We start from the raw sequence: 22841 nt of genomic DNA on the forward strand, positions 1-22841 counted from the left end.
TCCAAGTGACAGTTTATGGAATGGATTCATCTTTTGTTAGTTCATTAATTAAATTCTGATCCGGTATATATACCTTAGTGCGAGAGCCAGCCAATTGAAAACAAGGAATATCCAGTTGGGTTCCTCCGTCTACGGCAATATAAGCAATCCCTTTTTCCTGAAAACGCTTCCGATTGGCTTGAAAGGTTGAGAAGTCAATCAACACACTGCGATGATTCTTAGCTATATATTCGTTCACTATTTTGAACTGCCGCTGTAGCTGATATTCACTGTAAATTTGTTCTCTTACTGATAGGAATACTACCAGGGTACTGTTGATAACAACTATGCACAGGAATAAGCTTGTGAGGTATTTCAGCTTAGGGTTTGTTTGAATCTCTGTTATATAACAGGCATAGATAAGTATGATTAGTGGAATCATCCACAGTTGAGGGGCATAACGTGCCCACCAAGCTTCAGGATTGATGAGTATTGATATCAATAGTCCAGTGATAAGGAATACAAAGTGATTACGTAGAGTCGTCTGGTGGCGCAATGCTAAAAAGCTCCCTAAGAGAACAGAACAGATCAAAATTCCGCTAAACCAAGGTCCAAAGCCACCAATTCGGGTATCTGCACTTTCATATAGTTTTAATTCATACTGAGAGAAGGTGAAGGGGATTTTAAGTTCCGGTGTTCCCCGCGGTTCCGGCATAGGCGCTGGGGAAAAGTCCGCATTATTCCGTCCGGTTGCCAGAGTTGACCAGATAACTTTTGTCAGGCGATTCTGTTTTAAAAAGTCGGGATGTTCATTTGGCGTTATGATATCAACACTATTTTTCCCCATAAGTGGCCAAAATGGATGGCCATGATGAATCAGATTGGTTATATAAGGGTGATATCCTACGAGTAAGCAGCTGGTTATTAGGCTAATAGTACACAATTTCAATAGGGTCTTTCTTTGCCTGTTAAATAAGTTGAAGAAAATCCAGCCTGTACAAAAAAGGCTGGCGTACACTAGGCCCGTAAACTTAATATTTGACAGTACGATGATTGCTAAGGCTATGCCAATATCCAGTATGACGCAGTCTGCTTCCTCCTGCTTACTCAGAAAATATCTTACATAGCCCAGGGCAATCAGTGCAAGAAGTAATAGGTACAAGACTCCATCCACGTAAAATGTGAAAAACTGTACTATTGCAACGGGATTGGCTACTAATAACAAACTAATCAGCCAACACAACACATTCGACTTTAAAAAAAATTTTAAGGCTGAATATGTAATGAATAAGGTTCCAAGCAACAATATCCCCTGAAACATCTTCCCTGTTTCAATAAGACCTGTAAATTGATAGACTGCTGTGCCAAAATACCATAAAGCTTTTGGGTATGAATTAATCCAGATAGAATAAGGAATATCCTCACTTAAGGCAGGGTCCCAAAAGGGGTTCCAGCCTTGATATAACCGAATAAGGGCTTCTTGCTGATAATTTTGTCCATCATAAGAGAAGTCATGAAAAGCACCGGCTAATAGCAAACAAATGATTAACGAAGCTAATAACTCTGCCATAATGTATTTGAAGACGCGTTTTTTTTCAGCAACATTTGAAATGGACTTTCCAGGTAGTGTCTTCCATAATAGCAAACTACATAACAGTAAACTTATTATAATACTATAGGACTGTATAGAGATGTTTAGAAGCAGGCTTCCCCACGTAATGAATAGGGTGATTCCTAAAAAATTCAGCAGTGAAATCCCTACAAGTAATAAATAATGATCTTTCATCGTCATTTTTTCCTTAGGTTAATTTTTTACCTCGAAAATATTTTTCATTAGCCCTAGCTAATAATTCCAAGTCGCCTCGACTATCGCCATAAACATAAAGATACTCTACGGCACGATCACCGAGCCATTCGTTAAGTTTTCTGACCTTCTCTGCCCCGTAGCAATTACATCCCAGAAGCTTTCCAGTGATTTTTCCGCAGGGATCTACCTCAAGCTGCGAGGATAGAACCATATCAAATCCATTGTCCTTGGCCCAGGTCGCTAAATAAAAATCAAAAGAAGCACTTATAAGGACACAAATGTGTCCTTGTTTTTTATGCCATGCTATTCTTGTCATCATTTCATGGCGAATAAACCGTGGAATCACTGTCCGGGCAAATTTTTTTCCGGATATTCTTATCTCTTCCATTCTTTTTCCTTTTAAAAAAGCCGTTATAAAGGCCTCTTTAGTCGTTATATTTGATATCCGGCCTAATTTGAAGGCCAATAATTTAGGCAATAGATGAGCACTTTCTGTTATAAAACGTGTTTTTTTAGATATAAACCATAAAAAAGGAATGAAACTATCATGATAGGTAATTGTTCCATCAAAATCAAATGCTGCAACAACCAACGCATTTGTGTCTTCAGGCATAGCGGCACCTCAAATGTTCTTTGATCAATTAAAATTACTTAGTATTACAAATACTGAAAATCCATACAAAATAACGGTTAATAGTATCGGTTTATCTGAAAACAATATTTTTGTCGGAGAACCACCTTGATTTCGTATATGAATGATATAGAGGTATCTGAAAATTCCATAGATGACGAGGGGAATAGTAAACATCATTGCTATTGATTTGCCTGACGTGAACGTATATAGTGCATAACTCATGATAGCTGCAGTGGCGACGATACTATTCAGTTGATCTAACAGTTGGGTGGAATATTGTTTCAAAACCTGCCTATGCTGAATCGTGCTATCTACTAATAGGCCGATCTCATATCTTCTTTTCCCGATAGCTAGGAATAATGCTAATAGCAGGGTGCAAAGCAAAAACCACGGAGTCAATTTTACATGAATGGCTATTCCACCGCCAACAGCCCGTAATACAAAACCAAACGCAATGGACATAACATCCATGATCACTACATGTTTTAATTTGCATGAATAGAAAAGATTATTGATCAAGTAGGCTAATAACAGAACACCAAACAATACATTTAGTTTGAAACCGCATATTACTGTTAATGTTGATAAGACAATACATCCTAGTAACCCTACATAAGCGTTAAGTTGACCTGTGACCATCGGTCGATGACATTTTTCCGGATTGAGACCATCTGCCTCACGATCTACGAAGTCATTAAGCAAATAGACGCTACTCGAAGTAAAGCAAAAAAGTATAAAAGCGACAAAACTAGCGATGACTTGCGCAGACGTTGCATATTTACTGGAAAATAGCAAAGCGGCAAAAACCAAGAGGTTTTTTGTCCATTGCTTTATTCTCATACTAGTTATGAGTCCCTTGATCTGACTAAGTAAATTCTTCCTCATCGTTTTAAAGCACCTTCCACCCTGAGTAGAATCATTTATTCCAATCCCTTGGTTCCAATGGAGCTATTCTTGGCCGAGATGTGTTGTTCACTCTCGGTGTAATGAATAACTAGTTACATAATTCTCCGAATTTTACCAATTCCCTTTGCGTTTTTGACAATTTATTAAAAGAAATAACTTTATGCGGGGAGGAGCCATTCGGTTTTCGTAAAGAAATTTGCCTATTTTATAATACAGATGAAAATACACAACAATACACATTATCATAAAAAATATTAAGAGAAATATGTGAAGAGCAAGGGTAGAGTTTGCTGGATTTCTAGCTGTTAGCGATGTTTTGCTGGTGTATTGGTATATATCTTGCATATATCATTAATAAGCCATGGGCAAGTAAAAAACAAAGGAGTGTCTTATATTGAGAGACTATGAATAAGCAAATATTTAGTGCTGCGATTCATAGCAGTGTGGGGTAAATGATCGGTTATCATGATAGTCCATTTTGTATCAAAGAAAGGAATGATAAGAATGAACATAATATTGGTTTGTTCAGCTGGAATGTCGACAAGTTTATTGGTAACGAAGATGCAAAAAGCAAGTGAAGAGATTGGCGGCAATGATGAGATATTTGCCTGCGCCGTTGATCAGTTGGATCAATATATTGATAAATATGATGTCATACTCATAGGACCGCAAATGAGGTACAAGGCCAAGAGTATTGGTGAACTTGCTACGGCCAAGGGGAAAAGCTTTGCAGTTATTGATTCTACAAGCTATGGACTGGTAGATGGAAAGAAGGTTCTTGCACAGGCTTATAGCATGAAACCATAGGGGATTTATTTGGAGGAGATATTAGATGGAGATGGAACAAATTGTTTTTACAATCATCGTGCACGCCGGGGATGCCCGCGCCCATGCGTTAGAGGCACTTAGGTATGCCCGTGAAGGTAATTTTATCGAAGCAGAGGAAAGCATGGTTCAAGCCAAATCAGAGTTAATTGAAGCTCATCAGATTCAAACAGAGTTGCTGCAGGCTGAGGCCGGTGGTGAAAAACAAGCGGTAAGCTTATTGCTCGTACATGCCCAGGATCATTTAATGACAGCTATTTTGGCAAAAGACTTAATTGAGGAAATGATCTTAATGTGTAAAAAATAGCGAAAACGGAACGAAAGTATTGGAAAGAGGGGAATTATTACCATGAAATACTTTTTATCTAAGAATTTTATGATGGGGGCTTCCGCTGCTGCTTGGCAGACAGAAGGTTGGGAGGGGAAAAAGCCGGGTCAGGAATCCTTGATCGATGCTGCCTATAAGGTGAATCCGGATAGATGGTATGAAGGATATGGACCAACCATTGCAACTGATTTTTATCATCGATATAAGGAAGACTGCAAATTAATGAAGGAAATGGGCCTCAAAGCTTATCGCACATCCATCGATTGGTCCCGATTCATTAAGAACTATGAAACAGGTGAGGTGAATGAAGACGCGGCGGCTTTCTATGATGGCGTAGTGGACGAATTAATCAAGAATGGTGTTGAGCCAATCATTTGTCTGGAACACTGGGAATTGCCCAATCAATTGTTCGAAAAGTACGGCGGTTGGAATTCAAAAGAAGTGGTTGAATTTTACGTGAAATATGCTGAAGCTGCTTTTAAATTATTAGGGAGTAAAGTTAAATATTGGTTTACTTTCAATGAGCCGATCGTATTTCCGGAACTGGCGATTATGGATGGTATCTGGTATCCTTATAAAAGCGATACACAGGAAGCCATGCAGTGGAATTATAACAAAGTGCTGGCAAATGCCAAAGCGGTTAAAATCTATCATGAAAAGGATTATGGTTATCAGTCAGGTGGTAAAATCGGCATCATTATTAATGCTGCGCCGAGTTATCCACGATCACAGTCGACAGATGATGTGAAGGCGGCTGACATGTATGATTTATTTTTTAATAAAATCTATACTGATCCATGTATTAAAGGTACGTTTCCAGAAATCTATTTTCCGTTGCTCAAAAAACATGATTGTATGATTGCGGTTACAGATGAAGAATTAGCGATTATCCAAGCGAATACCATCGATATGATGGGGCTAAATTATTATCGCCCGAATCGGGTCAAGGCCAGAAGTGCAGCATGGAATCCTGAAGTAAAATTTAACCCACAGTACTATTACGAGAACTATGAGCTTCAAGGCAAAAAAATGAATCCTTTCCGTGGTTGGGAAATTTATGCCAAAGGCTTATATGATTTTGCCATGATACTAAAAAATGAGTACAATAATATACCTTGGCTAGTTACCGAAAATGGTATGGGCGTTGCAGGCGAAGAAAAGCATAAAGATGCGGATGGCGTGATTCAAGATGATTATCGTATCGATTTTGTTGCAGACCATTTACGTTGGCTATTAAAGGCAGTCGAAGAAGGCAGTCAGTGTTTCGGTTATCTGATGTGGAACTTTACGGATAACGTTTCTCCTTATAATGCCTTCAAAAATAGATATGGTTATATCGAAATTGATCTTGACGACAATAGAAACCGCAGAATTAAGAAATCAGGTTATTGGTTCAAGAAAACGGTTGAAGATGGATATTTTGAATATGACGGATTTGAGCCTGTATATAAGTAGTGTCTTAGCCGATAAAGCAAGTAAGCTCCTATCACTTTCATGTGATAGGAGCTTACTTGCTTTATCGGTCATAAAATACTATATATAGTATTTTATGAAATGAAAAGATACAATATATTGCGATATGGGCGGAAAAACGGTTGCTGTTCCCAATCAGTTCGAAATTCCGGAATTCTGGTGACTTGCTAAACAGGAACGGAGCTAGTAGCATTATAATTACATTTTTTGTTCAAGTATCTGCTAAGGGAGAGTGAGAATATGCTCGCGTTATCAAAGGAAAAAATTAAAGAACTGAATGACGCCGTGGAGTTTGGCGTGTTGGGAAAGGCTGTTTATGAACGTACTTATTCTCGGATTAAACCGAATGGTGAGAAAGAATCATGGCCTGAAACGGTTTTGCGCGTTGTTAATGGCAATTGTAATTTAGTTTCTGATCAATATATTGAAGAGCAGGAACGGGAAAAGTTGTTTGACCTTATTTATCATTTTAAAGCTATTCCCGCGGGACGTAGCTTATGGGTGTCTGGTGTGCCTGGTCGTCAATTTTTATTTAATTGTCATAATAGCTCATGGACGGACGATGTAACAGAGCATTTTACCTTTTTATTTGATGAGCTTTGTAAAGGCGGTGGCGTAGGAAGTAATTATTCCAATCGGTATGTTGAACGATATGAACCTGTGCAAAATCAATTAACCCTACATATTGTATGCGCGAAAAATCATCCCGATTATTTATCTTTTCAAGATCAGTTGTCGACGCAATATTCTGCTGATTGGACAGGCTCGATTAGTATTGAAGATTCGCGTGAAGGCTGGGTAGCGGCATTAAAAGTTCTTCTTCAGGCGTTCTGGTCTGAAAAGGCCGGGACAGGTGAACTGATTTTTGATGTATCGAATATTCGCCCTAGGGGAGCGCGTATTAAGGGCTTTGGCGGCATTGCTTCGGGGCCTGTTCCTTTCATTGTTATGTTGCGGGAGGTAGCTGTTTTATTAAATAGTAAATATACGAAAAAATTATCTTCCTTGGATTTTATGCAAGTGGATCATTTGATTGCCAGTTGCGTTATTTCCGGCAATGTGCGGCGTAGCGCGCGCATGAGTATGAAATCATGGAAAGATCCAGATGTCATTGATTTTATTAATTGCAAACTGGATTTAACTTCTCATTGGACAACGAATATTTCCGTGGAAATTGATGATGAATTTTTTAAAGCCTGGAAAAAAGGCAATAAACATGCTAAGCTAGTCTTTAATAAGGCCGTTGAGGCCATGATGACACGCGGAGAGCCGGGTTTTTGGAATCGTTCTATGGCGCAGGTAGGAGAAACGGAGCCGGATTTGATTGAAAGCACCAATCCATGCGGTGAAATAGCTTTGCAGGGGTTTGAAAATTGTAATTTAGGTCATGTTAATTTAGCTGGATTTACAGATGACCAAGAACGGCAAGAAGCTTTTCGGCTCATGGCGCGATTTTTGATTCGCAACACTTTTGGCGATATTTTAAACAGTAAACAACAGGAAGTAGTGAAAAAAAATCGTCGCATTGGCGTGGGCTTTTTTGGTTATCAGACGTGGCTCGTCCAAAATAGTATTAAGTATTCTGAATCACATCATAATCAATTTGTCATCCAGGCCTTGAAAAAATACTACGAAGTTGTTCGCAGTGCGGCCAGAGAGTATGCCTTTCAATTGCGTATTCCCGAACCTGTTAAGGTGACAACTATTGCGCCAACAGGTACAATTGCGCTTTTACCTGGTGAAACAACAGGTCTTCAGCCGATTTATGCACGTTACGGAATTAGGCGCATTCGTTATGCCGATAATGATGAGAAACTGGCTGAGTATGCTGCTGATGATATTGAACAGGACATGTACAGCCCTTCAACGAAGGTTGTTAAATTTTATTATAAAGATCGCCTCGTAGAGATTGCTGAACAATTAAATCTTGATATAGAAGACATGGTTGAACAACAAAATGAGATTCATTTGGCTGATATGCTGAGCGTACAAGCCATGGTGCAAGATGTTTATGCTGATAATGCCGTGAGTTTTACGGCAAATATTCAGCCTAATGTCTTAACAAAGAAAGAAGTGAAAGGCATACTGATGTCTTATTTGCCAAGGCTTAAAGGTACGACGATTATGATCGATGAAAGCCGTCCACAGGCTCCGTATGAACTCGTTGATCGCAGCGAGTTTGAAAAACATCATGGCATGATCGGGCACGGCAATCTTGATTGTGCCAGTGGTGCTTGTCCTGTAAAATAATCGACAGTCAATCGGATGAAGTTTGGCTTGAACCTTATCTAAACTGGCATTATAATAAATGAAGAAAACCGTAAAGGAGTGGTCACAGTGGAAAATAATGTAAACTTAGCTGAAGAAACGACCATATTGACAAAAGAAAATTGGGAGAGTTTTGTTAAAGGAGCCGTTCTTAGCTTTTTGATTGAACATAATTTGCAAGCCATTACAGTGGATGATGGAGCAGGTAAAAAGGGGATAATTAAGAAAAATTCCAGTGGTGATTTTAAAGTACAAATTACCTCTAATGAGACATTATGAACCTTGGCAAGCAGGCAACAGCGGAGGGAACAAAAAAAATTGCTGCCAAACATCCAGAATTAACGTATGGTGAATTAGGCAGAACAGGACTACTTGTCAGCCAGGCAGGTTTTGGTGGGTATCGTATTTCTATTGCTCACGAGTCACAGTATAAAGCGTTACAACAAGCCCTGAATAGTGGTATTAATCTGATTGATACAAGCAGTAATTATGCCGATGGCGATTCTGAAAGACTCATTGGCAAGGTTTTGACCGATCTTGTGCAGCAAGAAAAGCTTCGGCGTGAAGAAGTCGTTATTGTGACCAAATCAGGTTATATATCTTCCGACGTAAGCGACGTAAGCTATCCGGACTTAATCGCTTTTAATGAAACACTCAAGTACTGTATCCATCCGGATTTTTTGCGCGATCAAATTACTGGCAGTCTGGAAAGGCTTCAACTGGCAAAGATTGATTGTTATTTATTGCATAATCCAGAGTATTATTATCTTTGGGCCCAGCAGGAAGGCATAGCTAAAAATGAAGCGGATGAAGAGTTTTCACGCCGCATTGAATTGGCTTTTCAGTATCTTGAATCAGAAGTAGCAGCAGGGCGTATTGGCTGTTATGGTATCAGTTCGAATACTTTTGCTGCGGATGAAACAGCTTATGAACGCGTCTTGCTTGAAGGAGTTTCTCGCATTGCAGAGAAAGTTTCTCCAAATCATCATTTTCAGCTCATTGAGTTGCCGCTCAATGTTTTTGAGACGGCTGCAGCAACTTCAGTGGACAGCAAAACTGGTCAAACACTACTTCAATTGGCCAAGCAACAAGGATTGGCAGTATTAACGAACCGACCGCTGAATGTCGCATTGGAAAATACGCTAAGGCGGTTAGTGGAAGTAACAGGAGAAGAATTCCGAAATATTGAACTGCTTGTTGCCCAAGTAAACGAAGTGATGAAGATGGAGAATGCTTTTCGCCAGAACTTTATCATGGAACTGACAGATGAAGAACTGAGTCAACCCGATTTATTTAAGGGATTGACAAGTGGCGAGGTGTTACAGAAGCATTGGTATACGTTTGATTCTTTTTGGCACTGGCAGGATGTGCGAGGTCATTATTTTAATCCTGTTATTCAGCATTCTCTTGATTTGCTTACAGTGCGTCAAACTATGTCGCGGGGTATGAAACAGTGGATTGATGCTTATGTTGAGTTATTAAATTCTCTGTTTACAAATATTACGAATTACTATCGCGGGAAGGAAATGAAGCGTGTGGTTCGTGATAAGCTAATGATTGCAAACTGCGGAGATGTAGATTGGCAGATTGAAGGTTCGTTAAGCCAAATGGCCATTCGTGTGGTTCGTTCTACAGCAGGTGTTGATTCGGTGCTTGTGGGCATGCGTGATGTAGATTATGTTCAGGATGTACTTATTGAATTGAGATGCGGCGTGAGAAAGTTGCCACGGCAATCAAGCTGGCAACTTTTGAAAGAAAAGGTTCAGCAGAATGCAGATGATGAACTCTCGTTGCTAGCGCAGCAGCTTACGGAAGAGGATGGGAATAGAACATAAAGAATAGGGCTATTTTTGTTTAATTATATATAATAGAGTAGATATTCATAGTAATCTATGATTGTTCTACTCTTCTTTTTTATACTAGGAATACTATTATTGGTAAGATAGTTAGCAGAGCCTTCGGTTGATTGAATAGCTGTTACTAACGTATTTGATTTATTTTCGTGTTGCGCACTAATGATAATCTAGTTACCAGAAGTTTGCGGTAGCTTCTCCAATTCCGCTACTTGCTCCTGTAAATACAACGATAATTTTTTTACGAGGAGAGAATATATAGTGATTATTAAAGTGTCAGGTAGTATTTTAGATACACTTTCCAAAACGGAACGTGAAGTTGTCCAGTTTATTAATGAAAATGAAGAGAATTTGGCAAAAATGTCGATTGTGGATATAGCTTTAGAAACATTTTCTTCGCCGTCAACTGTATCAAGAGCTATTCGAAAATGTGGCATCAATGGATTTAATGAGCTGCGTTATAAACTGGCGCAGCCGAGTAAGAATAAAGAGATTAGCAGTATCAATGAGATTATGAATAAATCCTTAATCGAAGCGACGGAGGTTTTGCAGAGAATTTCTTTGATGGATGTATTGGCTGTTGTGAGGAAAATTTGTGCTGCTAAGGACGAAAAAATATATGTTTTTTCGCGCGGCCCTACGGCGCAGGTTGCCAAAGAATTTACCTTTAAATTGGAGCTTTTAGACTATAATATAACGGAAACCGACGACCCGAATATCATCGTAAAATTAAGTAGAAAAGTGAAAAAAGATCGTTTGGTTATCATTTTTTCATTAAATGGACAAACAGAGGAATTGGTGGAAGCGGCCCGCAATGTGTATTTGAATGGGGCGAAAAGTGTTGTCATCTGTTGCTCGGAAACTACACCACTATTACAGTATGCCACGTGTTATCTAATCGGATATCGGTATGAAAAAATAGCGATTAGGGATTTTGAAGTGACATCGAGAGTGCCTTTGTATATTATATCGAGAATTATCATCGATTATCTGGTTGAACAGGAAAATCAAACAGAATAAATAGTTTTTTTGAAGCGTGAAAATTAATTTTCAAATTATGAAAAGATTTTCACGCTTTATTATTTTATAATAGGCGCGTGAGATGAAATTTATTTAATAAACTGAGTGGAATATTTGGAATATTATTAAATTTAAAAGGATAAAGAGAGCATATGTTGGCAAAAGCAATATATTTAATAGACGAAAATTTAAATTAGGAAAAAAGAATAAAGGTTACTGGAGGGAAAAATGCACACAATTTTATCAACTAAACAAATGCTTTTAAATGCACAGAAGGATCATTATGCTGTACCGGCATTCAACATTCACAATATGGAAACTATGCAGGTCGTTGTAGCAGCTGCCAGTGAATTGCGCTCACCGCTTATCCTAGCGGCTACGCCGTCAACGGTTGCCTATGCAAATCGCGATTATCTTGTAGCCATGGGCGAAGTTGCGGCTAAACAAACAAATATTCCGATTGCCTTGCATCTTGATCATCATGAAAAATTCGACGAACTTAAAGCAGCTATCGATTCTGGTTTTCGCTCTGCAATGATCGATGCTTCTCGTGAACCGCTTGCAAAGAACATTGAGCTCGTAAAAGAAGTCGTATCGTATGCACATGCATACGATACGACGGTCGAAGCTGAACTCGGCAAGCTCGTTGGTCAGGAAGATGATCTCATCGTAGGTGAGAAGGACAGTATCTACACAGATCCGGCTGTGGCCGTAAAATTCGTAGAGGAAACGGGTATCGATTCGTTGGCAGTTGCAATCGGCACAGCGCACGGACTTTACAAAGGAAGGCCAAAGCTCGACTTTGAACGACTTAAGGAAATTTGTTCGAAGGTCGAAATTCCGCTCGTCTTGCACGGCGCTTCGGATGTACCGGACGAACTCGTGCAGAAAGCTATTTCCTTAGGTATCTGTAAGGTCAACGTCGCAACGGACCTCAAGATACCATTCGCAGATGCTGTCAAGAAGTTCTTCCAGGAAAATCCGCAAGCAAACGATCCACGTAAATACATGACGCCCGGTAAGGACGCCATGTGGGAAATCGCAATTCATAAAATCAAAATGTGCGGCAGTGAAAACCGTTATTGAGAATAGGATGAAGGACTATGATTTATACGCTGACAATGAATCCGGCGATTGATATGAATCTAACCGGATATAATATCAAACCGAATCAGGTGAATCGTACCGGGCATACCGTATATTCACCCAATGGGAAGGGAATCAATGTAGCGCTTGTGCTCAGGCACTTTGGATTAGATGCAGCTGTTCTTGGATTTTTTGGCGGCTTTACCGGGCGGTATATTATCGACGAACTGTTACAGCGCAAGGTGCCGGCAAAACCGATTTGGGTCGAGGATACTACACGCATCAATATATTCATCAACGATGGCGATGATGAATTCAAGTTTGTCAACAGCGGGTCGTTTGTTCCACAGGAAAAACAACAGGAACTTCTAGAATTGTTAGAAAATTTAGAGAAATGCGATTGCGTGATAATCAGCGGTAGCTTACCAAAAGGAATTTCCGAAGCCTTCTATGACGAACTTTTAGAACTTTTTCGTAGAAAAGATATAAAATTTGTTTTAGATATAAGTTCGCTAAAATTAAAGGACTTATTGAAGTACGAGCCGCTGCTTATCAAGCCTAATGATGATGAAATTAAAGAAGTATTTGGTTTGAATGTCGGTTCGGATAATGAGGCTCTGCAGGTTATGCGATTTTTGAAGAAGAATGGAGCCCAAAATGTACTACTGACGATGGGGGAACGCGGTTCCTATTTTAGTAATGGAAGAGATTTATATTGGTGCAGTGTACAGCCGATTAAGATTTTGAGCTCGGCGTGCGCGGGTGATGCAGCGCTTGGAGCTTTTCTCAGTGAATGGCTGCCAGCGGGTGAAATCATCAAAGCACTCAAAAAGTCGGCAGCTACGGGAGCGAATGTAGCGGAAAGTGATGCTTTAGGAGATTTTTCTTCTGTTAATGAATATATGAAAAATATAGAAGTGAGAAAGGCAGGAGTATTGTAATGAAAAAGCTGTTAGGCGTGACAGGGTGTATCACAGGAATCGCGCATACCTTTATGGCGGCGGAGGCATTGAAAAAAGCTGCTGAAGCGGCAGGTGTACAGATTAAAGTAGAAACAAATGGTGCCATTGGTGTCGAAGATGCATTGACGGCGGAGGAAATCAAGGAAGCGGACTGTATTATCGTAGCCAGCGACAAACAGGTGGATATGGAACGTTTAAACGGTAAACCTGTTATTGAAGTTCCAGTCGCGAAGGGTATTCAGCATGCAGCAGAACTTGTGCAGGAAGCTATGTCGGGAAATGTGGCCATTCGTGGCGGTAAGACTGTTAATAACGGGATATTTAGGATTGAAGAAAAACCGGGCATGGGGAATGCGATTTACAAACATCTCATGAGCGGCGTATCGCATATGATTCCGTTCGTTGTAGCCGGTGGTGTACTCATCGCCATTTCATTCTTATGGGGGATTTATTCTTTCGATCCGACATCGGATCAGTATAATCCGACCGCGGCCTTGTTAAAACAAATTGGCGGCTATTCCATGGGACTCATGGTTCCGATCCTAACAGCATATATCGCGCAATCCATAGCAGATCGTCCGGGCCTTGTTGCGGGTTTTGTAGCCGGTACGATTGCGACAGCTACGGGTTCTGGTTTTATCGGCGGTATTCTTGGTGGTTTCTTGGCTGGTTATGTAGCATTTTTCTTAATTAAATCCATGTCTGGACTGCCAAAACAGTTTGAAGGGCTCAAATCCATTTTCCTTGTACCGCTTGTCAGTGTTGTCGTTGTCGGGGTCGTCATGTACCTGCTTGCTGATCCAGTAGCAACAATTAATGCGAGTATGATGAGCTTTTTGTCAAATTTGCAGAATTCAAATCCAATTATTCTGGGTATCGTAATCGGTTGCATGAGTGCTTTTGATATGGGCGGTCCAGTAAACAAAGCGGCTTATGTTACGGGCACATTGCTTCTCGGTCAAGGTAATTATTATTTCATGGCAGGGGTTTCCGCAGCTTGTATCACACCGCCGATTCTTGTTGCGATTTCTACGACGATATTCAAAAATAAATTTACCAAGGACGAGCGGGCAGCTGGCTTAGTAAACTATATTTTGGGCTGTACGCATATCACGGAAGGCGCTATTCCGTTCGCGGCTAAATCTCCATTGACGGTTATTCCGATTTTGATGCTTGGTTCCTCCATTTCGGCGGTTTTGACGTATATAATGAAGGTTCAGGTACCGGCACCGCATGGCGGTTTCCTGATTCTGGCCCTTGTCGACCAGCCTCTTACCTGGGTGCTTTGCATTCTTGCTGGTTCGGTTGTCGGGGCAGTTATTTATGGCGTAACTAGAAAGATGGTAGCAGAAGATTGATGAATTTATTTGCAGAAGATACGATTTGTATAGATTTACAGGCTAAAACACGGGAGGATGTTATCGATCAAATGGTAACGATGCTGGATGAGGCGGGCGTTCTTTCGGATAAGGAACTGTATAAGCAGTGCATCTGGGCTAGAGAAAAGTTGTCAACCACGGAAATTGGCTTTGACATCGCCATACCGCATGCAAAAACGAAAGCTGTCAAGGAAACACGGGTGGCTTTTGGAATTGTTAAGGAGGGTGTGGATTATAAGAGCGAAGACGAAAGTCTGGCACATCTGATATTTATGATTGCGGCAGGCGACGGTGCGGATAATTTACATCTGCAGGTGCTGTCACGGTTGGCGCGTAAACTGATTGACCCGGTATTCCGTGATCAACTTCTGAAGGCAAAGGATAAAAAATCAGTAATGGAATATTTATCTGAAGTGTAAAACATGCAGGAATGTTTCCGTTTGCCGATAGAGCCTCATGGTAGCGCAGGAACGGGCTTTTTCCTCCGCTTCTTCGCTGCCATTTGGAACACAAAATGCACCTTACGCTTTGCGTAAGGTGCATTTTTGTCTACGATCTGAGACGCCTGCATATGCAGGTGTCTTTTGCTACTTAGTATAAGATAAAATAAAAGCAATAAAAGGCCTTGTTCTTTTATTTGTTATTTTTTTAAATGGAAGGGGATGGTTGTGACAACAACATTGTCTTTTAAAATGAGCAAGGTACGTAAAACCCAGCCTGTTTGATTATGAAGCAAACGGTGCCAATTCTTTTTTGTTTCAAATTCCGGAATGAGCACAGTAATAAAATCTTCCGGTGCTTTTGCTTTTTCCAGTTTCGATACATAATCAATGAGTGGCTGAATGACGAGACGATAGGGTGAGTAGACAACAACGAGTTTAAAGTCTGTACGGAGGGATTCCCATTTTTTTTCTACACGCTTGCCTGATTCTTCATCAATGGCAATATGGAGAGCAATGACATCATTGGAAATGGCTTTGGCATATTTGAGTGTCTCCGCTACAACGCGCGTTGGTGAAGCAATAGGGACGATTACCATATTTTTTCCAATGGGTGTATTGAATGTAGCTTCAATTTCATCAACAGGCAAATGAAGCTGTTCAGCCATATCATTGTAATGGTGGCGGATTTTTTTTAAAATAAAAATCATGATAGGAATAAAGACAATGACCATCCAAGCGCCATAGAAGAATTTCGTGACAAGAATAATGATTACAACAATCCCTGTAATGACGGCGCCGAAAGCATTGAGTACGGCGCGGATCATCCAGCCTGAACCTTGTTCTTTACGCCAGTGTACAACCATACCGCTTTGTGCGATGGTAAAAGATAGAAATACGCCAATGGCATAGAGAGAAATGAGATTTTCTGTGTTGCCGTCATAGAAGAAAATGAGTAGTCCCGCTGTTATGCTAAGTAAGATGATGCCGTTAGAAAAGCTGAGACGTTCGCCTCGTGTGCCAAGATAGCGGGGCATATAGCCATCTTTGGCTAAAATGGAGAGAAGTGGCGGCAAGCCGTTAAAGGAGGTATTCGCTGCTAAATACAGGACAAGCATGGTTGTAATCTGGATGTAGTAGTACATAAAGCCTCTACCAAAAGTTTTCTCAGCAATTTGTGATAAAGCTGTGACATCTTCAATAGGCAGAATATGAAAATGCATTAAGAGGTAAGTAATGCCAAAGAACATGATACCTAAAATGCCAGACATCAAATAAGTCGTTTTTGTGGCATTTTTTACTTCTGGCTCCTTAAACATGGGAACACCATTTGAAATAGCCTCGATACCTGTCATCGAACTACAGCCATTGGCAAATGCACGAAGCAGAAGATAAAAGACTGGAAAATTTAATTGTTTTTCGAGTGACTGAGGTGGAATAGCAGGAGCTGTTCCTTGGAACGATTGGAAGATACCCGCGCCAATTAAGACGATAATACCAATAATAAAGGCGTAAGTAGGGATAACAAAAGTTGACGAAGATTCGCGAACACCTCGGAGGTTAATGAGCGTTAAAATACCAAACAATACGAAAATGTCGAGCACTACTTGATGTACAGCCAGTTCGGGAAAAGCCGAGACAATGGCGGCCGTACCTGCGGATACACTGACAGCCACAGTCAATGTATAATCGGCAAAAAGTGATGCAGCGGCAGTAAGTGCCGGCCATTCGCCGAGATTATGTATGGCTACGGCATAAGAGCCACCGCCCCCGGGATTGGCTTTGGCTACTTGAACGTAAGATAAAGTAACAATGGCAAGTAAGATTAAAATAGCAATGGCTACAGGTCCAATAAAGCCATAAGCAAGCATACCCGGAATAGCAAGTATGAGCATTATCTGTTCCGGTCCATAAGCAACAGATGAGAGAGCATCTGATGAAAAGATAGCTAAGGCTTTCCACTTAGGTAATTTTTCACGTATCATTTCTTGATTATGCAGCGGTCTACCAATAAGTATGCGCCGCAAAAAGTGCATCATAATTTGATCATCCTCCAAGTATAAGTTAACCGATTTTATTGATTTTTTTTCTTCATGCATAAAAAAAACTCAGAAGGTCCTAATTTTGGTTAGACCTACGGAGTTCGCAGATGAGCCGCTCCGAGTAATTTATCTTTCTTATTATAGACCATTTTGCTCACATCTAATTATACAAAACTTGTAGAAGAAAGAAAGCCTAGCTTTTTCAGTATAAATAATAATTTACAGGTTAAAAATGATGATTTGTTGAATAAATCTCTTCGTTACACCTATTTTGACCTGATCTCTCTATTTATCGGCGTTTTACTTGAAAAAGAACATCGGATAAACCGATGTTCTTTTAAAATTTACCTTTTTAGCGACGCGGATAACATCCGTGAGGATAACAAGGACGAGGATAGCAATGTCTTGGATAACAGCCATGAGGATAACAAGGGCGAGGATAGCAGGCCGTATTTGGTGAACAAGGTGTATTAGGTGAGCAAGTCGTATTGGGCGAACAAGGTGTATTAGGTGAGCAAGTCGTATTGGGCGAACAAGGTATATTAGGTGAGCAAGTCGTATTAGGCGAACATGGTGTATTAGGTGAGCAAGGTGTATTAGGTGAACAGTATGTGTTAGGCCAGCAATTTTTTACGGGATAACAAGGCCTTGGGTAGCAATGATGAGGATAACAGTATCCATAATGAGTGACGCGAGGTGCGTCTTCTAATTCCTCAAAATCTTCAATGTCTTCAATCTCAAAGTCGTCTCTGTCAAGGTCTTCTCTATCATCAAGGTCTTTTCTTTCATCAAAGTCTTCTTTGTCATCAAACATTTATTTTTCCTCCCAAATTCCAGTTTCAGGATTGTAATAACAACCGGCCGGGCAGGCAAGCCAGTTTCTTTGACTATCGCAGCTTTGCGAGAGGGGACGGCAATCATGGCAAGCATAACGATATTCACAACTCTTGCATTTCGTAATGCAATCTTTCGTGGTTTGCCAATAATCAGTCAGTGGTTTTTCATGAAGAATTGTGAGCAGGGATTTCTCTAGCACATTTCCGCAAAGCTGATTGCGGGAAAAAATACAGGGAATGACATCGCCAGTAGCTGTTATGGCTAGTTTTCCTGCTAGACAATTGTGATAGTGCTGTGCTTCAAAAAAAGAAAAACTATCTGTGTAGAAGGGCGGTTGAATAAGGGCTTTTTTATAATTATCAGGTCTTAACTTTTCATCATCCCCTCGCCCAGTGGGGCGGATGACATCGGGGGGGTTGACTTCTACCCCTAAATTTTTGCAGAAATTCATGATATTTTCTACTTCATTTTCATTTGTCTTCATTATTATAGAAGCAATACGTAGGGGAATGTCAGCATTAAGTATACGGTGAATAGCAGTTTGTGTGAGGTCAAAGCTACCTGCGTGTTGTGTAACGGCATCATGGACTGCTGCGTTATCGGCATAAATAGTTGTGGCTATTTGGACCTGATATTTTTTAAAAAAGTCAATGTCTTCTGTTGTAATCAGCGTAGCATTGGAAAAAATTTCAATGTACTCGTACCCTAGTTTATGAGCTGTTACAATAAGTTCGCGCCACTTTGGGTAGAGGAGTGGTTCGCCACCGATGAACTGAATAGCTCGGGCTCCGGACTGAAAAGCTTCTTCCATGACTTTAAGCCAGACTTCATGGGGAACTTGTTGTTTCTCACAGTTGGGGCCACTTGTGGCGTAGCAGTGTAGGCACTTGTTATTGCAAGCAGATGTTAATTCAAGCCAGAGAAAGTCTAGCTTGACAGGAGAAGCTTTTGGTGGCACCGATTGTTGAGGCTCATGATAATAATAATCAGCCAGTTCTAAAGTCACGAGCTTATCGAAAAAATCATAGGAATTGTTGTGTGGAGTATCATGGGGAACTAGGCTTCCTAAATCCTGATTTTCGCATAAACGAAGAAGTTTTACTGCGTGACCATTAATGGAATGGACCTTGCCTGTCTTGAGATTATAAATGGCGCCGCGTGCTGTTCCTTCTACAAGTTTGCAATGATCACGTAATCGAAAATACAATGATACCACTCCTTTTTGCTTCCATAAACAACTCTTAGTTATTTTTATTCCTCTCATATTCCGATTGTGCTTGTACAAAAAAAGTCATGATAGAAAATGATGATTTTATGTTGACAAAATTCAACGTGTTGGTTATAATAAACAAGTCGTAAAAATGTTGTGCGGAAGTAGCTCAGTGGTAGAGCATCGCCTTGCCAAGGCGAGGGTCGCGAGTTCGAATCTCGTCTTCCGCTCCATAGATGATTAAAAACCCAGTTATGTACTGGGTTTTTTGCATTTTTGTTGTTTTTGTTATACAATTATGGTAATATATTAGGCATGGCATGCTGGAATTTGTCCAACCTGTTTGTATTTTTTTTGCTTCGAGTCACAATTAGCATTGACAATTAGCCATTTATGGAACACTAAGATAGAACAGGGCAAGCATGGTCAGTATTTACTAAGGGAGGATATCGCATAAATGAAAGTAACAGTGGAAAGAATAGACAATCATAAAGCCGTATTAGAAGTGGAAGTTCCACAGGAGGAAGTAGGAAAAGCTGTTAACAGAGCTTATCAAAAATTAGCAGCAAAGGTCAATATTCCTGGTTTCCGTAAAGGAAAAACCCCTCGCAAAATTTTAGAAATGCGTATTGGTAAAGAAGCGATCCTTGAGGAAGCTTTTGATTTCATTGTACCTAACGCTTATGGTAAGGCTCTTGAAGAACAAAAACTGGAAGTTGTGAGTCGGCCTGAAATTGATGTTATTACATTAAAAGAAGACGAACCTTGCGTATTTAAAGCAACTGTGATTGTTAAGCCAGAAGTGACACTTGGTCAATATAAGGCTTTGAAAATTGCCGAAGTGAAAGCAGAAGTGAAAGACGAAGAGGTAGAAAAGCAGTTGGACGACATGCGTAGTCGTCAGGCGAAAATGATTGTAGTCCCTGATGCTGTTTTAGCGAAAGGTGATTTTGCTATTATCGATTTTGAAGGCTTTGTTGATGGAGAGCCGTTTAAAGGTGGCGATGGCCAAGGCTATCCATTAGAAGTAGGTTCAGGCAGCTTTATTCCTGGCTTTGAAGATCAACTCATTGGCGCTAAAAGTGGTGAGGATCGGACAGTTAAAGTAACTTTCCCGGATGACTACTTTGTAAAGGAATTGGCAAGTAAAGAAGCAGAATTTAAAGTAGCCATTCAAGATATTAAGCGTAAGGAATTGCCGGAGCTTGACGATGAATTCGCTAAGGATGTCAGTGATTTTGCGACCTTGGAGGAATTAAAGACTGATTTGAAGAATAAGTTAGAAGAGGCTGCGAAGGAAAAGGCCGAACGGGAATTTAAAAATAATGTTGTCAAAACGGCCGTAGATAATGCTCAGATGGATATTCCTGATATTATGGTTGATGACAGAGTGAATATTATGATTCAGGATTTGGCAATCAACTTGGAAAATCGCGGTATGCAGCTTGATAAGTATTTAGAATATGTTCATACGGATATGAATGATTTGAAGAAAAATTATCGCGAGAGTGCTTTAGCTAATGTGAAAGTCGATCTTTTGTTGGAAGCCATTGCGAAAGAAGAAAAGCTGGAAGTGGCTGCTGAAGATTTAGATGCTGAAACTTTAGCTATGGCTGAAACTTATCAAACGACTGTAGAAGAAGTTCGCAAAATTATTACGGAACAGGGAAATATTGGTGCTCTTGGCAGAACAGTTTTGCGTAAAAAGGCGCTTGGCCTGATTATGGATACTGTTGAAACTGTTGAACAAGCATAAAATTAGCTTAGAATATATGAACCGGGGTGTGTTAAATGAATTTTGTGCCGATGGTAGTTGAACAATCAAATCGTGGTGAACGGGCTTATGATATTTACTCACGCCTGTTAAAAGATCGTATTGTGTTTATTGGTGGGCCGATTGATGATAATATGGCTAACCTTGTTATTGCACAACTCTTATTTTTGGAATCGGAAGATCCTGATAAGGATATTCATATTTATATTAACAGTCCAGGCGGTGTTGTGACAGCAGGACTGGCGATTTATGACACCATGCAGTATATTAAACCGGATGTGTCGACTATTTGTTTAGGTAGTGCCGCCAGCATGGCAGCATTACTCTTGACTGCTGGCGCCAAGGGTAAACGCTATGCTTTACCTTACGCGCGTATTATGATTCATCAGCCTCATGGTGGAGCGCAAGGTCAAGCGACGGATATTGAAATTCATGCCCGTGAAATTTTGCGCTTGCGTGAAGTGGGGAATGAAATGCTCGTTCGTCATACTGGCCAAACGATGGAAAAGATTAAGCATGATGTGGAACGCGATTTTTTCATGTCGAGCCAGGAAGCCATGGATTACGGTTTGATTGATGCAGTAATTACTCGCAATGATAAACAAAAGGAGACTTCCAAATAGAGAGGTGATAACATGTTGAAGTTTGGAGATGACAGAGGTCAATTGAAATGCTCTTTTTGCGGTAAGCTACAAGAACAAGTCAAAAAGTTAGTAGCTGGTCCCGGCGTCTATATTTGTGATGAATGCATTGAGTTATGTAATGAAATTATTGAAGAGGAGCTCGGCGAGGCAATTGATGTCGATATGAAGGAAATTCCCAAGCCGAAGGACATCAAGGCGATTTTAGATCAATACGTTATTGGTCAGGAAAGTGCTAAAAAGACATTAGCTGTTGCTGTGTATAATCATTATAAGCGCATCAATATTGGTTCTAAAATGGATGATGTGGAACTGCAAAAATCCAATATTGTTATGTTAGGACCAACCGGTAGTGGTAAGACATTACTTGCCCAAACGCTTGCTAAGATACTCAATGTGCCTTTTGCTATTGCTGATGCTACGTCCTTAACTGAAGCAGGCTATGTGGGGGAAGATGTTGAAAACATTTTGCTTAAGTTGATCCAAGCCGCTGATTATGATGTAGAGAAAGCTGAAAAGGGCATTGTCTATATTGATGAAATTGATAAAATCGCTCGTAAGTCTGAGAATCCTTCTATTACACGTGATGTTTCTGGCGAGGGTGTTCAACAGGCTTTGTTAAAGATTCTGGAAGGTACTGTGGCCAGTGTGCCGCCTCAAGGTGGACGGAAACATCCTCATCAGGAATTTATTCAGATTGATACAACCAATATTTTGTTCATTTGTGGTGGCGCTTTTGACAGCATTGATCGTATTATTAGTGCTAGAATTGGTAAAAAGAACATGGGATTTGGTGCAGATATAAAGACCAAGGAGAAACGCAAAGTAGGCGAGCTCTTACAGCAAATGTTGCCGGAAGACTTGTTGAAATTTGGTTTGATTCCAGAGTTCGTGGGGCGTTTACCCATTATTGTGACACTTGACGCTCTTGATGAAGAGTCTCTTGTCCGCATCCTTCTGGAACCCAAAAATGCCTTGATTAAGCAATATCAAAAATTCCTTGAAATGGATGATGTGCAACTGGAGTTTAAGGACGATGCTCTTAAAGCCATTGCCGACGAAGCTATTAAACGTAATACAGGTGCCAGAGGGCTTCGTGCTATTATTGAAGGCATCATGCGTAATGTGATGTATGAAGTTCCTTCGCGTACAGATGTATCAAAATGTGTTGTCACGAAAGAGGTTGTTCTAAGTACGGAGGAACCTGTGATTGTCACGGCTGGTGAAAAAAAAAGCAAGAAAAAAGAAGCATCAGCATAATTAGTCCTGGTCAAGAAATGGTTAAAAATGAGAGAATCTAATTCTCTCATTTTTTTTTACAAATCTCTTTTTTTCTTTCGGATAAAATGAGTCGGCCTGTCTATACTAATTCTGTAC

20 protein-coding genes and 1 tRNA gene are annotated in these 22841 nt (G+C 40.3%); 16 read left to right on the plus strand and 5 right to left on the minus strand.

The genetic code is table 11. The features are described from left to right. Positions 1-13: 13 nt before the first annotated feature. From Ga0466249_RS04005 to Ga0466249_RS04015, 3 genes are read right to left on the minus strand one after another with little or no spacing between them, the layout of a single operon-like run. Positions 14-1765 (minus strand): hypothetical protein, encoded by a 1752-nt coding sequence (locus Ga0466249_RS04005; protein ID WP_215828141.1) that lies wholly within the window; start codon positions 1763-1765, stop codon positions 14-16. Between the two features lie 13 nt (positions 1766-1778). Next, positions 1779-2399, minus strand: coding sequence for an HAD family hydrolase (locus Ga0466249_RS04010; RefSeq protein ID WP_215828142.1), 621 nt, complete (start codon positions 2397-2399; stop codon positions 1779-1781). Between the two features lie 24 nt (positions 2400-2423). After that, entirely contained in the window at positions 2424-3305 is an 882-nt protein-coding gene (locus Ga0466249_RS04015) for a decaprenyl-phosphate phosphoribosyltransferase (RefSeq protein ID WP_215828143.1), read from the minus strand. A gap of 525 nt (positions 3306-3830) precedes the next feature. Between Ga0466249_RS04015 and Ga0466249_RS04020 the strand changes: the two genes are divergently transcribed. The 11 genes from Ga0466249_RS04020 (at position 3831) to Ga0466249_RS04070 (ending at position 14939) form a co-directional block, all read left to right on the plus strand. Beyond that, positions 3831-4133, plus strand: coding sequence for a PTS sugar transporter subunit IIB (locus tag Ga0466249_RS04020; protein WP_215828144.1), 303 nt, complete (start codon positions 3831-3833; stop codon positions 4131-4133). A gap of 25 nt (positions 4134-4158) precedes the next feature. Beyond that, positions 4159-4458: a PTS lactose/cellobiose transporter subunit IIA gene (locus Ga0466249_RS04025; protein WP_215828145.1), complete on the plus strand. Its 300-nt coding sequence runs from the start codon at positions 4159-4161 to the stop codon at positions 4456-4458. A gap of 42 nt (positions 4459-4500) precedes the next feature. Further along, positions 4501-5934 (plus strand): glycoside hydrolase family 1 protein, encoded by a 1434-nt coding sequence (locus tag Ga0466249_RS04030; protein ID WP_215828146.1) that lies wholly within the window; start codon positions 4501-4503, stop codon positions 5932-5934. 258 nt (positions 5935-6192) lie between these two features. Beyond that, positions 6193-8202: a ribonucleoside-triphosphate reductase, adenosylcobalamin-dependent gene (gene nrdJ, locus Ga0466249_RS04035; RefSeq protein WP_215828147.1), complete on the plus strand. Its 2010-nt coding sequence runs from the start codon at positions 6193-6195 to the stop codon at positions 8200-8202. Positions 8203-8289: 87 nt separating this feature from the next. Beyond that, complete coding sequence (locus Ga0466249_RS04040; RefSeq protein WP_215828148.1) at positions 8290-8499, plus strand: hypothetical protein; 210 nt, start codon at positions 8290-8292, stop codon at positions 8497-8499. Further along, positions 8496-10055: an aldo/keto reductase gene (locus Ga0466249_RS04045; RefSeq protein WP_215828149.1), complete on the plus strand. Its 1560-nt coding sequence runs from the start codon at positions 8496-8498 to the stop codon at positions 10053-10055. Before Ga0466249_RS04040 ends, Ga0466249_RS04045 begins: the two co-directional genes overlap by 4 nt. Positions 10056-10334: 279 nt before the next feature. Next, positions 10335-11093: a MurR/RpiR family transcriptional regulator gene (locus tag Ga0466249_RS27470; RefSeq protein WP_215828150.1), complete on the plus strand. Its 759-nt coding sequence runs from the start codon at positions 10335-10337 to the stop codon at positions 11091-11093. Between the two features lie 228 nt (positions 11094-11321). Next, entirely contained in the window at positions 11322-12179 is an 858-nt protein-coding gene (locus Ga0466249_RS04055; RefSeq protein WP_215828151.1) for a tagatose bisphosphate family class II aldolase, read from the plus strand. A 17-nt stretch (positions 12180-12196) separates the two neighbouring features. After that, positions 12197-13120, plus strand: a complete 924-nt coding sequence (locus tag Ga0466249_RS04060; RefSeq protein WP_215828152.1) for a 1-phosphofructokinase family hexose kinase — start codon at positions 12197-12199, stop codon at positions 13118-13120. Then, positions 13120-14499, plus strand: coding sequence for a PTS fructose transporter subunit IIC (locus Ga0466249_RS04065; protein ID WP_215828153.1), 1380 nt, complete (start codon positions 13120-13122; stop codon positions 14497-14499). Before Ga0466249_RS04060 ends, Ga0466249_RS04065 begins: the two co-directional genes overlap by 1 nt. After that, positions 14499-14939 carry a PTS sugar transporter subunit IIA gene (locus Ga0466249_RS04070; RefSeq protein ID WP_215828154.1) on the plus strand — a complete coding sequence of 147 codons (441 nt, stop codon included), beginning with the start codon at positions 14499-14501 and terminating at the stop codon, positions 14937-14939. The genes Ga0466249_RS04065 and Ga0466249_RS04070 overlap by 1 nt, the downstream gene beginning before the upstream one ends. A gap of 221 nt (positions 14940-15160) precedes the next feature. Here the strand turns inward: Ga0466249_RS04070 and Ga0466249_RS04075 are convergent, their stop codons facing one another. After that, positions 15161-16999, minus strand: a complete 1839-nt coding sequence (locus Ga0466249_RS04075) for an APC family permease (RefSeq protein WP_215828155.1) — start codon at positions 16997-16999, stop codon at positions 15161-15163. A gap of 491 nt (positions 17000-17490) precedes the next feature. On the opposite strand from Ga0466249_RS04075, the gene Ga0466249_RS04080 reads away from it, so the two are divergent. Further along, entirely contained in the window at positions 17491-17643 is a 153-nt protein-coding gene (locus Ga0466249_RS04080; RefSeq protein WP_215828156.1) for a hypothetical protein, read from the plus strand. A gap of 173 nt (positions 17644-17816) precedes the next feature. Here the strand turns inward: Ga0466249_RS04080 and Ga0466249_RS04085 are convergent, their stop codons facing one another. Continuing rightward, positions 17817-19046 carry a radical SAM/SPASM domain-containing protein gene (locus Ga0466249_RS04085; RefSeq protein ID WP_215828157.1) on the minus strand — a complete coding sequence of 410 codons (1230 nt, stop codon included), beginning with the start codon at positions 19044-19046 and terminating at the stop codon, positions 17817-17819. A gap of 161 nt (positions 19047-19207) precedes the next feature. Here Ga0466249_RS04085 and Ga0466249_RS04090 point away from each other — a divergent pair. The 4 genes from Ga0466249_RS04090 to clpX all read left to right on the plus strand — a co-directional run bounded on the left by Ga0466249_RS04090 (position 19208) and on the right by clpX (position 22724). Next, a tRNA-Gly gene (locus tag Ga0466249_RS04090) sits at positions 19208-19282 on the plus strand. Positions 19283-19506: 224 nt separating this feature from the next. Then, on the plus strand, positions 19507-20805 hold the full coding sequence (gene tig / locus Ga0466249_RS04095; RefSeq protein WP_215828158.1) for a trigger factor: 1299 nt from the start codon (positions 19507-19509) through the stop codon (positions 20803-20805). 35 nt (positions 20806-20840) lie between these two features. Next, positions 20841-21446 (plus strand): ATP-dependent Clp endopeptidase proteolytic subunit ClpP, encoded by a 606-nt coding sequence (clpP, locus tag Ga0466249_RS04100; protein WP_215828159.1) that lies wholly within the window; start codon positions 20841-20843, stop codon positions 21444-21446. A gap of 12 nt (positions 21447-21458) precedes the next feature. After that, a complete protein-coding gene (gene clpX, locus Ga0466249_RS04105; RefSeq protein WP_215828160.1) occupies positions 21459-22724 on the plus strand; it encodes an ATP-dependent Clp protease ATP-binding subunit ClpX in 1266 nt (421 codons plus the stop codon). Positions 22725-22841 lie beyond the last annotated feature (117 nt).

It is taken from the genome of Pelorhabdus rhamnosifermentans, from assembly GCF_018835585.1.
In the GTDB taxonomy this organism is placed as follows: Bacteria; Bacillota; Negativicutes; order UMGS1260; family UMGS1260; genus Pelorhabdus; species Pelorhabdus rhamnosifermentans.

Coding starts and splice junctions, on each gene's coding strand:
- Ga0466249_RS04025 (WP_215828145.1), top strand. CDS start 4,159: ATGGAGATGGAACAAATTGTTTTTACAATCATCGTGCACGCCGGGGAT.
- Ga0466249_RS04015 (WP_215828143.1), bottom strand. CDS start 3,305: ATGAGGAAGAATTTACTTAGTCAGATCAAGGGACTCATAACTAGTATG.
- Ga0466249_RS04020 (WP_215828144.1), top strand. CDS start 3,831: ATGAACATAATATTGGTTTGTTCAGCTGGAATGTCGACAAGTTTATTG.
- Ga0466249_RS04045 (WP_215828149.1), top strand. CDS start 8,496: ATGAACCTTGGCAAGCAGGCAACAGCGGAGGGAACAAAAAAAATTGCT.
- nrdJ (WP_215828147.1), top strand. CDS start 6,193: ATGCTCGCGTTATCAAAGGAAAAAATTAAAGAACTGAATGACGCCGTG.
- Ga0466249_RS04060 (WP_215828152.1), top strand. CDS start 12,197: ATGATTTATACGCTGACAATGAATCCGGCGATTGATATGAATCTAACC.
- Ga0466249_RS04055 (WP_215828151.1), top strand. CDS start 11,322: ATGCACACAATTTTATCAACTAAACAAATGCTTTTAAATGCACAGAAG.
- Ga0466249_RS04065 (WP_215828153.1), top strand. CDS start 13,120: ATGAAAAAGCTGTTAGGCGTGACAGGGTGTATCACAGGAATCGCGCAT.
- tig (WP_215828158.1), top strand. CDS start 19,507: ATGAAAGTAACAGTGGAAAGAATAGACAATCATAAAGCCGTATTAGAA.
- clpP (WP_215828159.1), top strand. CDS start 20,841: ATGAATTTTGTGCCGATGGTAGTTGAACAATCAAATCGTGGTGAACGG.
- Ga0466249_RS04030 (WP_215828146.1), top strand. CDS start 4,501: ATGAAATACTTTTTATCTAAGAATTTTATGATGGGGGCTTCCGCTGCT.
- Ga0466249_RS04010 (WP_215828142.1), bottom strand. CDS start 2,399: ATGCCTGAAGACACAAATGCGTTGGTTGTTGCAGCATTTGATTTTGAT.
- Ga0466249_RS04075 (WP_215828155.1), bottom strand. CDS start 16,999: ATGATGCACTTTTTGCGGCGCATACTTATTGGTAGACCGCTGCATAAT.
- Ga0466249_RS04070 (WP_215828154.1), top strand. CDS start 14,499: ATGAATTTATTTGCAGAAGATACGATTTGTATAGATTTACAGGCTAAA.
- Ga0466249_RS04005 (WP_215828141.1), bottom strand. CDS start 1,765: ATGAAAGATCATTATTTATTACTTGTAGGGATTTCACTGCTGAATTTT.
- clpX (WP_215828160.1), top strand. CDS start 21,459: ATGTTGAAGTTTGGAGATGACAGAGGTCAATTGAAATGCTCTTTTTGC.